We start from the raw sequence: 12,110 nt of genomic DNA on the forward strand, positions 1-12,110 counted from the left end.
AGGAGTTCCTATCAAATCAATCGACCATTTCTAGTCTGATTCGCCATATCGATTAAATTTGAAACAGCTTTATTTAAATCACTAAATCGATCGTCATCGATTTCTCCAATTTTCCACCGATAATGGATTTGCTGTAAAATGACAGCGAGCTTATAGAAACCGAAGGCCACGTAGTACGTTATACCAGACACATCACGACCACTTTGTTTTGCGTATTCCTTAATAAACTCTTTTCTATCGAAAAACCCTGGCTGATTCGTAACAACATTAATACCCATATCCGGATCTCTCGGTCCAGCCCAGTATGCCACCGTCGAACCTAAGTCACTTAATGGATCGCCAATAGTTGATAACTCCCAATCCAAAATGCCAATAGCTTTGCTTGGATCATTTTGATCAAGCACCATATTGTTTAACTTAAAATCATTATGAACAATTGTTGTTTCGGGATTAACTGGAATATGAGCCTCTAACCACTGTTCAAGTTCATCTAGATTAGCAATCTCCTCAGTTTTTGATTGACTATACCGTTTTACCCAGCCCTTTACTTGACGCTCCATAAATCCTTCAGCCTTCCCCATGTTAGCCATACCAGCCTTCTGATAATCAATGGACTGTAGCTGAACTAAAGTACTGATAACATTTTTTGATATTGCTTCTCCGACTTGCTCAGAGCTACCATAAGATTCAGGAAGTTTATCATCGATTACCACACCTTGTTTTTTCTCCATAATATAAAAATGCTTGTCCATTAGCTCGGGATCTTCACAATAAATATATGGCTTCGGAGCTAGCGGGAAAACAGGGTTCACTTTTTCCAACATACGGTATTCTCTTTCCATATCATGTGCTCTCGGTGGCACCTCACCAAAAGGCGGCCGTCTCAGGACACCTTCCCAGTTCCCCATTTGCACCAAATATGTAAGATTCGAATAGCCTTCTGAAAATTGTTGAACAATCATTTTTTCTTTAGGAAGACCTGGAATCGACTTACGTAAATATCCTTCGACTTTGTCCCAGTTGATTTGTTGGACTGTCTTGTCTATTGCACTCATTTTATCTACTCCTTGATTATCAGTCATATGTAAAAAAACCTTGTCCGGATTTCCTGCCGAGACGGCCAGCCCGCACATATTTTTTTAATAAAGGTGCAGGGCGATACTTAGAATCATTGGTTTCGTTGTATAAAGTCTCTGCTACAAAAAGCATTGTGTCCAAGCCTATCAAGTCAGTTAATGCGAGCGGTCCAATTGGGTGACTTGCGCCTAACATCATGCCTCTGTCAATATCTTCCGCCGATGCAATGCCTTCAGACAAAACAAAAATTGCCTCATTAATCATCGGAGTCAAAATTCGATTGACTGCAAATAGAGGTGCCTCTTTAACTGAAATAGCTACCTTATTGAAACGTTCAGCGATTTGATGCGCAAGCTCAAATGTTTCATCAGTTGTTTGTTCCCCTCTGATGATTTCAACCAACTGCATGACTGGAACTGGATTAAAGAAATGCATGCCAATCACTTTACCGCTACGCTTTACAGAGCTAGCCATTTCGGTAATACTCAATCCTGATGTATTAGAAGCAAAGATAGTAGAAGGTTTGCAAATATTGTCGAGTTCAGCTAATAGACTCTTTTTAGGTTCAATTTGTTCAATGATTGCTTCGATCACCAAATCGACGTCCTTTAAGTCATTGATATTTCTTGTTGGAGTAATTCGCCTTCTGATTTCATCACTTTGACTTTGATCGATTTTCGTTTTCTCGACATTTCTAGCTAAGGTCTTTTCAATTCTTGATACTCCACGTTCTAGTCCAACCGCGTCGACATCGTACAAAAATACATCAAAATCACTTTCAGCAGCTACTTGAGCAATGCCATTCCCCATAATTCCTGCGCCGACAATTGCTATACTTTTCATCAACCCATCTCCTTTAGGCTTTATTTCCCTTGAAAATCAGCTATTCTTTTCTCTGTAAATGCTTTTACACCTTCCTGCATATCCTGCGTTCCGATTAACTCTGAGAACAATTGCGTCTCCAACGCTTGCCCCGCAACTAAACTTAGTTCTAAACCTTCATCAATTGCTCTTTTAGCATTTGCCACTGCTAGTGGTGCTTTTGAAGCAATCGACCTCGCGAGCTTCATTGCACTGTCAAAAGCTTGTCCGGTTGGAACTAGTTTTTCTGCAAGGCGTGCTTCGTAAGCCTGTCTCCCTGACAACGATTCCCCTGATAAAATCAGCTCTTTTGCTTTTCCAGGACCAACTAATCGTGCCAATCTTTGTGTGCCACCGTAACCAGGTAATATACCTAATCCAGTTTCAGGGAGCCCTAACTTCGCTGTTTCTTCGATAATACGAATATCACAAGCAAGCACCAATTCTAAACCTGCACCAAGGGCCAGTCCATGAACCGCACAAATAACCGGTTTTCCATTCTCTATCTTGTCAAAAATCTTTTTACCTTTTTCTACAAGTGCTATACCGCTTTCTTGTGTTAATTTTGGAAATTGACGGATATCTGCACCTGCAGCAAAGGCCTTTTCTCCAACAGCTCGTAGTACAGCCACCCGAATGCCTGGTTGTTGATTAAGATCATTGATAGCTTCAGCTAATTGATTCAACAGCTCATCTGTTAAAACGTTTAAAGGCGGATTATTTAAGGTTACTACCGCCACGTCCCCCTGCCTTTCCAACTCAATCACGGTCCAATTTTCTTTCTGCAATGGCTTTCCTCCCTTACATTTTCTTAGTAGCTGTTACTTGATAGTCATTGATAATTTTTCCTTCTATAAAAACCGGAACAACATCCACTTGCTCATGATGGCGAAGAACAAATTCCACAGCATTAGGAAAGTTAAATTTCTTCAGTAAATGAGCCGTTTCACATTCATACAAATCCACAAAAGACCTTTTCTCAGCATCTCTATAAGCCTCTCTAGCGAGCTTCGAAGAATCGGATAATTCATAGTCTCCCTTGCTCATCAAATGTTCAACTATTTGCCCTGCACCGATAAAGTCTTCCATTGAAAAACGATCATCATTCCCGGAACAAATTAAAACAATAGAGGAATTATCTTGCTGCAGATGAATTTGCTCTGCAACCAAATGACCATTGACTATAGATGAAATAAACAACGTCTTTGCTTTACTCGCTTTTTCGATAGCGATTGTGCCATTTGTCGAACAAATGATAGCCCCTTGTTTTTCATCGCTTTTTCTAATTAGTCCAGGATCAGGATAACCAAATCCGGGAAGAGATTCTCCTTTTTTCTCACCTAACAAAATATGAGGCTCAGATTGACTCTTTGATAACTCGATTGCACATTCACTGTCTTTAACCGCATAAATGGGCTCGAAGTTATTTTCAAGTAAAAAAGCAATCGTAGATGTTGCAAGGAAAACGTCAATGACGGTTGCTGTACAAGCTGTCAACTTTTCTTCTGCAACGGCTTCTTTTTGGGTGATGACATGGACCTTTCTCATCGCAATCAATTCCTTTAATTTTTCCGCCTGACTGTAATTCAAGTACTTAGCAAGCACGAAAAAAATTATTGTTAAGCGAAATTTCTTTTTCGCTTCTTATACAAGCATTCTTAAAAAATATTCCGCATAGATATCTTCTATTTCTTCTTTACTATACTGACCTTCGGCTGAATACCAGACTTGCACCCAGTTGGATGCGCCTAATATAATCATGCGAGCCATCTTTGGATTAGAAATAGTAAATTCTTCATTTTTTACACCTTCAGCTATAATTCTGTCGAAAATTTTAGCGTAGTTATCTCGCTTTTCAATAATTTCTTCGATGTTCTCTTCTGAGAAAAGTTGTTCTGGCTTAACGATCAGATTAAATACCTCTTTTTCACGAATAGCAATGTCCAAATGTGCTTTTATCACTTTTTTCATCTTGTCCATTGAAGATATTTCTTCGGAACATATACTTTCTAACTTTTCCATAGCTGAGGATAAAATCAAATTATGACAGTTATACAGAAGCTCTTCTTTGTTTTTAAAATAATAATAAAGAGATCCTTTAGTCATAAGCAATTCTGCAGCAATGTCTTCCATGGTGGCATTTTGATAGCCATTTCGCGAAATAACTAAACTTGCCGAACGAAGAATATCTTCTTTTTTCTTGGCTGCTTTTCGTTCTCGGAGACTCATACTGTCACCTCACTCATTCAATTTCAAAGCAATTCTTCTGGTTTATTTTCTGTTTCTCTCATTACCATTGATGGATTGTTATCTAAAATATTTTTAATAAAAATAAAAATATTCTCAATGACAATCATGGCAAATGCGATAGGAATTAGGAAAAACAACGGATATAACGGATATAATGTTCCGGCAGCAGGAAAAGCGGTTTTTCGATCAAGACCGCTCATAGCATATTCCCAGCTGAATTGAACAATTAACACAAGGACAAACAATTCAAGCAACAACATAAAGAAAATCATTATTTTTTTTGCTTTTTTGTTTAATCTCTCTAAAATCAAATCCATTTTCGGTAACACACCTGAAGCATAAACGTACGCAAGACCTGGAAACACTACTAACGGCATCATGTAATTTTGAATTATCTCAAACCCTCCACGGATGGAGCTTGAAAAAAGTGTTCGCATGGTCACATCGTACACAATCATTAGCATCATCAGGAGCACACTGATACCACTAATCCAGATTCCCGCCAGTTTTATATAATGAAAAATGTTATAGGCTTTCCATACACCATTCACTCAAGTCCACTCCCTTCAATCACTCACATGGAATTTGGTAACCACGTGGCTAGTCCTGGAAACGCAATCATCAATCCACATACGACTACCATCGCGACAACGGCAAAAACCATCGAAATTCGGAATATCGACCCTGAACTAATTCCACTCACCCCTGCAACTGCGTAAACACTCAATCCGACAGGCGGCGTAATTAGCCCAATTGTACAAATAACAGCAACAAACACACCAAACCAAAGAATATCGACTTGAAGTTCCTGGATGATGGGAAGAATAACTGGAATTGACATTAAGATTACAGCAGCACCTTCTATAAACATGAACATGAAAAACAACACAACCGAAATGGCAATCAACACTAATACCGGGGTATCCATGATTGGTTCAATCAACTTTATCAACTGTCGTGGCAGTAGAGATAAGGAAACAAAGCGTCCGAAAATTTGTGCCCCGATCATGATAATCATGACCATTCCTGTCAGTTTGATAGTTTCAACGACAGAGCTCTTGAAAAACTGGAAATTGACCTTCCCAAGAACTAATGCAGAGAGAAAACCTACGAAAGCTCCGACCGCTCCTGCTTCTGTCGGTGTAAAGATACCTGAATAAATGCCTCCAAAAATAATTAAAACAATAAGAATAGCAATGACGCTGACGATGACTAAACGGCTAATAGCTAATTTTTCTGGCGTATGTACCTCATGGATAACGGGTTCCTCGAATTGTTGCTGTTTTTTTCTATCCATTTGAAAATACACTAGCATTACTAAAATAAAAACAATCATCGTTAGTATTCCTGGGATGAAAGCACCGACAAACAAACTCCCTACTGGTGTCTCTGTTGCTACCCCATAAAGGATTAAAATAATACTTGGCGGTATGATTCCAGATAATGAGCCTCCCGATGCCGCAATCGCTCCAGCAAGTGGCGCGCTGTAGCCATGTTTTCGTAATTCAGGAATCGCTACTTGACCTAATGAAGCTGAAGTAGCGGTTCCAGAACCTGACACTGCCCCTAACATTCCTCCAATGATTAAAGTCAAAATGCCTAGCAAACTATTCTTGCCTTTGGACACTTTATGGACCATATAAAAAATATCTTGTACTAGACCTGAATGAAGAATAAACTGAGCCATCAGTACAAAAAGAGGAATGGTCGTCAAAGTATAACTGGCCACTCTGTTAAAAGGCTCATTTCCCAGTAAACCTGGTAAAATACTAAAGCCCTCCAGTAAGATCAAACCGATTATTCCGCTAGCAAGGAGTACCGAATGTATATACAATCCTGTTGCTAACAAGACAATCATCATTGCTAGAATAATTCCTATGACCACTAAGTTATCCATTTCCAACCTCCTTACATCAAATTATGAAAACAAAAGGGTAGCACTCTGCATATGAAAAGCCTCCCCTTTTGCTGAAATGGTTATTCCAAATTCATAATAGACTCTGGAACTTCACCACCCTCTTCAATTAGAAGGTCTCTCCACATTTTAATAAGGTCATTTCCTGGCAAGCCATTTTCCTCCAGCAATGCCGCATAATCTGTCCAAGTTTCTTCAATACCATTGTTAAAATGATCTTGTACTGCTGGATCTAAATCAGCAAAATCAACAAACTTACCACCATTGGCTTCATTTTCAGGAATAATTTTCTCTGCTCGATTTATCCATTCCTGAGCACCTGGTTCAAAAATTTCTTCATTTGCCTGAATCATCGCTTCTTGAACATTCTCAGGCATTTCTTCCCATCTCTCTTGGCTCATTCCGATAAAGGAATTAAAGTGTCCAAAGTTGATACCAGTTAAGGTATAACGGAACAAATCTTGAAAACCATAGCCTGTCCAGTCGGCAATGCTATAAAATGCCCCTTCAAATGTTCCCCGGCTTAACGAGTCGAAAATTTCTACAGCTGGCATCGTGACACTGTTGATTCCTGTTTTAGCCGAATACATCTCATGAATTCTCGAAGGAGTACGCAGTGAAGTGCCTTCTACATCATTCACTGTATTAAATTCATGACCAGTTGTTGAAATGGAATATTCTTGGGTAGTCGAAATCGGAAACACCTTGAAATTCCCAAATTGCATTTCTGAATATGTTTTTCCATCTGCTAGTTCTTCTTCACTTTCAAGAAGTTTTTTCCAAGCTTTCGAAGCAATCAATGTATCAGAATGGTTTAGTGGTAGCATCGTCACTTCCGCCATCGGGAATTGGTCCGGCTGATAAATCGGTAAGACAAGTGCTACATCAACCGTACCGGTTTCGAGTGCTTCCGCCTCATCGGGTACAGACACTAGTTCTCCACTAGTAAAAGATTCAAACTGTACTTGCCCTTCCGTTAGTTCTTCGACTCTTTCCATCCAAGGTACCATCGAAGCTTCCCACCAGGCGTGCTGTGCACTTAGTCCAGTAGCTGCTCGCAAAGTAATTGTTTCACCTTCTGAAGAAGCAGTTGTTCCTTCAGTATCTCCACAACCTGACAATAGTAAGACTACACCTAGACCTGCAATTGAAAAACGAGATTTGACTGATTTCATAATTTTTCCCTCCATCCATTTATTGTTACGCCCTCTTTGTATCCGCTTACAAAAACCTTTTTCCTTTAAGGTTTAACGACTAGCTTTCCGTAAGTTTTGCGATTCCCCAACAAATCCAATGCATTCGGAACTTCGTTAAATGAATATTCTTCATATATCATCGGACGAATAGCGCCTTTTTCATATAAAGCCATCAATTCATAATGAGCTTTCATCACTTCTTCTGGATACAAATTGCGGAATAAACCGAAATGGACACCAACCACGGAATAGTTTTTTATTAAGGCGTGATTGGTTGGGGCATCCGCAATCCGCCCGCCTGCAAATCCTATGACCAACAATCGTCCTTCAAAAGCGATGCATTTTCGCGAACGGTCAAAAGTGTCACCACCAACTGGATCAAAAATGATATTTGCACCTTTTCCTCTTGTGGCTTCCTTAACAATGGCAACAAAATCTTCTGTTCGATAGTTTATAACTTGATCAGCACCGAGCTTCTTACAAATTGCGGCTTTTTCATCACTACCAGCGGTGGCAATGACCGTGGCTCCCGCTGCCTTCCCAAGCTGAATTGCTGCAGAGCCAACTCCTCCTGAACCTGCATGCACCAATAAAACTTCCCCTTTTTGAAGACGCGCTGTCCGGTGCAAAGCAAAATATGCAGTCTGGTAAGTGATAAACAAAGCAGCTGCTTCGCTATAGGAAAGTGAAGCAGGAATAGGGAAGACCCCTTCTTCCTTCATCATTGTCCATTCTGCCAGGCCACCCGTCGGTAATTGCGGTGTCGCTAAGACGCGCTGACCTGGTTGAATGCTTACTCCTTCTCCGACTTTTTCTACAACACCTGAAATTTCAGCTCCTGGCGTAAAGGGTAGGTCATGCTTTTCCTGGTATTTTCCTTGGCATTGAAGGATATCGAAAAAATTCAAGGCAGCTGCTTCTACTTTCACGAGCACTTCTCCTGCTTTTGGTTCTGGATTTTCAATTTCAGTAAGTTCTAGAGCTTCCTGTGGATCTCCAATGCGGAGTACGGTCCAAGCTTTCATCAAGCCACTCCTTTCTTATTTCACATGTAAAGTTTCTTTTAATTGTTCACGTAGTTCAAGACGACCTACATCACGCAAATGGACTTGGTCTGGTCCATCAACTAAACGAAGCGTGCGGGCATTCGCATAATGTGCTGCTAATGGGAAATCTTCTGTTAGTCCAGCTCCACCAAATACTTGTATAGCGCGATCGATAACATTCAGTGAAACGCGCGGTACCGCTACTTTAATCATGGCGATCTCTTTACGAGCAGCTTTTGCACCTTCCACATCAATCTTATGTGCTGCATGTAAAGTTAGAAGACGGGCCTGCTCAATTTCAATTCGACTTTCAGCAATAATTTCTTTAATAACGTCTTTTTCAGCCAAAGTAGAACCGAATGCTTCTCTACTGTCCGCTCGCTTACATAATAAATCGAGCGCTCTTTCGGCAGCTCCAATTGCGCGCATACAATGGTGGATGCGACCAGGTCCTAAACGACCTTGTGCGATTTCAAATCCTCTTCCTTCGCCTAGCAACATATTGGATACTGGTACTCGAACATTCGTGTAATGAACTTCTGCATGTCCTTGTGGGGCATCATCATAACCAAAGACTGTAAGCGGTCGGATGATTTCTACTCCCGGTGCATCAAAAGGTACGAGAATCATTGATTGTTGCTGATGTTTCGCTGCATTCGGGTCTGTTTTCCCCATGACAATTGCAATTTTACAGCGGGGATCCATCGCCCCTGTAGTCCACCATTTCTTTGCATTAATAACGTATTCATCGCCATCACGAACGATGCTACTTTGGATATTAGTAGCATCCGAAGAAGCAACAGCAGGTTCCGTCATCGAAAAACAAGAGCGAATCTCTCCACGTAGTAATGGCTCAAGCCATTGTTTTTTCTGTTCTTCTGTTCCGTACTTAACGAATACTTCCATGTTTCCGGTGTCTGGTGCGTTGCAGTTAAACAACTCTGGTGCTATCAATGAACGACCCATGATTTCGCACAAATGTGAGTAGTCGTAATTCGATAAGCCTGCTCCATATTCCGGATGATCTATAAACAAATTCCATAACCCTTGTTCTTTTGCTTTTCCCTTTAGTTCTTCAATGATCGGTGGAATCGTCCAACGGTCGTCAGCTTCCTCCAAGTATTTTTCGACAGTCGCTTCGTTCGGATAAACATATTCATCCATGAATTTTAATAGTTTCTCTTTTAATTCTTCTGCCTTTGGTGATAATTCTTTAAGCATTTGTTTTTCCTCCAATGTTTTTCAGTGTATTTTTTAAAATTTTACCGGATGCATTTCTTGGTAAGCTATCGATTAACTCAAACTCTTCAGGTATTTTAAATTTTGCAAGCGACTTTTTACAATGCTCTTTTAGAGCGGTAAAATCGCGTCCATCCAATTTTGGACCCACTACAAACGCTTTTATTTTTTCTCCAAAAATCGGATCTGGTTCACCAATTACTGCAGCTTCTACTACATCAGGATGTGCCTTTAATACATCTTCTACCTCAATCGAGAAAATTTTTTCTCCAGCGCGATTGATCATATCTTTCTTACGGTCTCGTATATAGATAAATCCATCCTCATCCTTTATACCAAGATCACCTGAATGCCAGTACCCTTCTGTAAAATTAGAATGATTGGCTACCGGATTTTCCCAATACTCTTTGACAATCATTGGTCCTTTAATATAAAGCTCCCCAGCTTCCCCAGCTTGGCATTCCTTTCCTTCTGCGTTAACAATTTTAATTTCGCCTACTTTAACAGGGAGCCCTACTGAAGTTACTTTGGAATCAGGATATGCTACCGGCATTAACGTGGCAGGAGAACTTGTTTCTGTTGCGCCATAAGCATTATGCAATTGAGCATTTGGAAATGCTTTTTTTAGCATCGTAAAAGTTTGCTGATAAATAGGTGAACCACCAAAAGCCACTTTTTTCACAAAGTCAAACGAGTGCTTCTGAAATTCTTCACTGGTAGACATCATGATAAAAATGGTTGGTACATTAAACAGGAAATTAATCTTGTTGTCGATTATGCGTTTGATATATTCTTCATTCTGATAGCGCCGCATGCTATAGGCAGTTCCGCCAACATAAAACATATGTAATAATTGTCCGATTAGCCCTGTAACATGGAACATCGGTACCGCAATAAGGGTATTAAATGTATCGTTTGTTTCAAACCCCAGTTTAAAATTCATTAAACTATGAATAACATTGATATGGCTCAACACTGCGCCCTTAGGTTGTCCCGTTGTACCAGAAGTGTAAATGATGAAAAGATTATCTTCTTCGTTGACTGTGATTTGCTCATAATGACTTTCCTTATTCAGGAGCTCTTCGTATGTATTTTCACCACCAATAATAAGAATATTTTCGTGCGCAACTCCTGAAACACCTTCGCTAGCTTTTTTCACTTTACCTTCAAATTCTTGCTCGCTGATAATAATACTTGGTTTGGAATTTCCAATAATATATTGAAGTTCCTCCACAGCTAATTTGACGTTAATGGGAACCATGACCGCACCGATTTTTGCACATGCTATAACTAGTAAAGGAAATTCACAACTATTGCCAACTACGGCCGCTACACGATCCCCTTTTTTAATTCCTCGCATTTGAAGGTTAGCAGCAATAATCGTGGCTAACTCTTCTAGTTGCCGATAACTCAAAGATTCTTCTTCCGTCACAACTGCCAGTTTTTCCCTATAGATTTTACAGCTTTCACTGACTGTATCTCCTATAGTTTGTGGACGTTCTTTAAAAACCTTGACTCCTTGGCGACCAAACAAACTTATTTCTTGAATTTCCATAAAACGCCTCCTCATAAACCAGAATGAAAACCCTTACATTTAAATACAAAAAATAAAATAGTCATAATTTTCATACTATTGCTTCAAAGTCAGTATAATTGTTCTGTTTTTGAATTACAAGTCAATTTTAAAATTATCAGAATATTTTTTTGAAAATAAAAAGATGCTCTGATTTTCTCAGAGCATCTTTCCCTACTTATCCTTCTAAATCCACGTTGTGGTAAACCTGTTGTACGTCTTCTAAATCTTCAATTGCATCAATCATTTTTTCAAATTGTGCTTGCGCATCTTCTGGCAACGGCAATTCGTTTTGAGCAAGCATCGTCAACTCAGCTACAGTAAATTCTGTAATGCCTGCACTTTTGAATGCTTCTTGTACTAGGTGGTATTGATCCGGTTCTGCATAAACAATTACGCCGTCTTCTTCTTCCATAATGTCGCGAACATCAATGTCCGATTCCATCATTAGTTCCAACACTTCGTCAGCTGTTTTGCCTTCAACTCCAAATACCGCGGTGTGGTCGAACATATACGCAACCGATCCACTAACCCCCATATTGCCGCCGTTTTTACCAAATGCTGCACGAACATCTGAAGCAGTACGGTTAACGTTGTTTGTTAACGTATCTACGATGACCATCGAACCATTCGGACCGAATCCTTCATAGCGCAATTCATCATAGCTTTCTTCAGATCCACCTTTGGCTTTTTCAACCGCACGGTCAATAATCGCACGTGGAATGCTGTAAGTTTTTGCTCGCTCTAACACTACTTTTAAGGCTTGGTTAGATTCTGGATCTGGCTCGCCTTGTTTTGCAGCTACATATATTTCACGTCCGAATTTTGCGTAAATCCGGCTTGTGTTGGCATCTTTTGATGCTTTCTTTTCTTTAATATTGTTCCATTTGCGTCCCATTAAATTTCCTTCTCTCTTCAAAGTTTCACATTACATACTATTCACTATCTACTAT

At 39.9% G+C, this 12,110-nt stretch carries 12 protein-coding genes; all 12 read right to left on the reverse strand.

Features of this window, described 5'->3' with window-relative positions; genetic code table 11:
* Nucleotides 1-11: 11 nt before the first annotated feature.
* Nucleotides 12-1,055 (reverse strand): phosphotransferase family protein, encoded by a 1,044-nt coding sequence (locus BCM40_RS13920; protein ID WP_065525366.1) that lies wholly within the window; start codon nucleotides 1,053-1,055, stop codon nucleotides 12-14.
* A 19-nt stretch (nucleotides 1,056-1,074) separates the two neighbouring features.
* Entirely contained in the window at nucleotides 1,075-1,920 is an 846-nt protein-coding gene (locus tag BCM40_RS13925; RefSeq protein WP_065525365.1) for a 3-hydroxyacyl-CoA dehydrogenase NAD-binding domain-containing protein, read from the reverse strand.
* Nucleotides 1,921-1,940: 20 nt separating this feature from the next.
* Entirely contained in the window at nucleotides 1,941-2,726 is a 786-nt protein-coding gene (locus tag BCM40_RS13930; RefSeq protein WP_065525364.1) for an enoyl-CoA hydratase/isomerase family protein, read from the reverse strand.
* A 13-nt stretch (nucleotides 2,727-2,739) separates the two neighbouring features.
* A complete protein-coding gene (locus BCM40_RS13935) occupies nucleotides 2,740-3,486 on the reverse strand; it encodes a 2-phosphosulfolactate phosphatase (protein ID WP_065525363.1) in 747 nt (248 codons plus the stop codon).
* A gap of 96 nt (nucleotides 3,487-3,582) precedes the next feature.
* Complete coding sequence (locus BCM40_RS13940) at nucleotides 3,583-4,167, reverse strand: TetR/AcrR family transcriptional regulator (protein WP_065525362.1); 585 nt, start codon at nucleotides 4,165-4,167, stop codon at nucleotides 3,583-3,585.
* A 23-nt stretch (nucleotides 4,168-4,190) separates the two neighbouring features.
* Nucleotides 4,191-4,739, reverse strand: coding sequence for a TRAP transporter small permease (locus tag BCM40_RS13945; RefSeq protein ID WP_065525361.1), 549 nt, complete (start codon nucleotides 4,737-4,739; stop codon nucleotides 4,191-4,193).
* A gap of 23 nt (nucleotides 4,740-4,762) precedes the next feature.
* On the reverse strand, nucleotides 4,763-6,085 hold the full coding sequence (locus BCM40_RS13950; protein WP_065525360.1) for a TRAP transporter large permease: 1,323 nt from the start codon (nucleotides 6,083-6,085) through the stop codon (nucleotides 4,763-4,765).
* A gap of 80 nt (nucleotides 6,086-6,165) precedes the next feature.
* The gene (gene dctP / locus BCM40_RS13955; protein ID WP_065525359.1) at nucleotides 6,166-7,278 is read right to left on the reverse strand and encodes a TRAP transporter substrate-binding protein DctP; all 1,113 of its coding nucleotides are present in this window, start codon (nucleotides 7,276-7,278) and stop codon (nucleotides 6,166-6,168) included.
* A gap of 65 nt (nucleotides 7,279-7,343) precedes the next feature.
* Nucleotides 7,344-8,324: an NADPH:quinone oxidoreductase family protein gene (locus BCM40_RS13960; protein ID WP_065525358.1), complete on the reverse strand. Its 981-nt coding sequence runs from the start codon at nucleotides 8,322-8,324 to the stop codon at nucleotides 7,344-7,346.
* A 15-nt stretch (nucleotides 8,325-8,339) separates the two neighbouring features.
* A complete protein-coding gene (locus tag BCM40_RS13965; RefSeq protein ID WP_065525357.1) occupies nucleotides 8,340-9,566 on the reverse strand; it encodes an acyl-CoA dehydrogenase family protein in 1,227 nt (408 codons plus the stop codon).
* Nucleotides 9,559-11,139 (reverse strand): class I adenylate-forming enzyme family protein, encoded by a 1,581-nt coding sequence (locus tag BCM40_RS13970; protein WP_065525356.1) that lies wholly within the window; start codon nucleotides 11,137-11,139, stop codon nucleotides 9,559-9,561. Before BCM40_RS13970 ends, BCM40_RS13965 begins: the two co-directional genes overlap by 8 nt.
* A gap of 196 nt (nucleotides 11,140-11,335) precedes the next feature.
* On the reverse strand, nucleotides 11,336-12,055 hold the full coding sequence (locus BCM40_RS13975; RefSeq protein WP_065525355.1) for a YebC/PmpR family DNA-binding transcriptional regulator: 720 nt from the start codon (nucleotides 12,053-12,055) through the stop codon (nucleotides 11,336-11,338).
* Nucleotides 12,056-12,110: the final 55 nt, after the last annotated feature.

Origin of the sequence: Planococcus donghaensis, assembly GCF_001687665.2 — a bacterium.
Taxonomy (GTDB): Bacteria; Bacillota; Bacilli; order Bacillales_A; family Planococcaceae; genus Planococcus; species Planococcus donghaensis.

What these genes read in the sequence shown, in the direction of transcription:
- BCM40_RS13920 (WP_065525366.1), bottom strand. Translation starts at nt 1,055, where the DNA reads ATGAGTGCAATAGACAAGACAGTCCAACAAATCAACTGGGACAAAGTC.
- BCM40_RS13950 (WP_065525360.1), bottom strand. Translation starts at nt 6,085, where the DNA reads ATGGATAACTTAGTGGTCATAGGAATTATTCTAGCAATGATGATTGTC.
- BCM40_RS13960 (WP_065525358.1), bottom strand. Translation starts at nt 8,324, where the DNA reads ATGAAAGCTTGGACCGTACTCCGCATTGGAGATCCACAGGAAGCTCTA.
- dctP (WP_065525359.1), bottom strand. Translation starts at nt 7,278, where the DNA reads ATGAAATCAGTCAAATCTCGTTTTTCAATTGCAGGTCTAGGTGTAGTC.
- BCM40_RS13925 (WP_065525365.1), bottom strand. Translation starts at nt 1,920, where the DNA reads ATGAAAAGTATAGCAATTGTCGGCGCAGGAATTATGGGGAATGGCATT.
- BCM40_RS13970 (WP_065525356.1), bottom strand. Translation starts at nt 11,139, where the DNA reads ATGGAAATTCAAGAAATAAGTTTGTTTGGTCGCCAAGGAGTCAAGGTT.
- BCM40_RS13940 (WP_065525362.1), bottom strand. Translation starts at nt 4,167, where the DNA reads ATGAGTCTCCGAGAACGAAAAGCAGCCAAGAAAAAAGAAGATATTCTT.
- BCM40_RS13935 (WP_065525363.1), bottom strand. Translation starts at nt 3,486, where the DNA reads ATGAGAAAGGTCCATGTCATCACCCAAAAAGAAGCCGTTGCAGAAGAA.
- BCM40_RS13975 (WP_065525355.1), bottom strand. Translation starts at nt 12,055, where the DNA reads ATGGGACGCAAATGGAACAATATTAAAGAAAAGAAAGCATCAAAAGAT.
- BCM40_RS13965 (WP_065525357.1), bottom strand. Translation starts at nt 9,566, where the DNA reads ATGCTTAAAGAATTATCACCAAAGGCAGAAGAATTAAAAGAGAAACTA.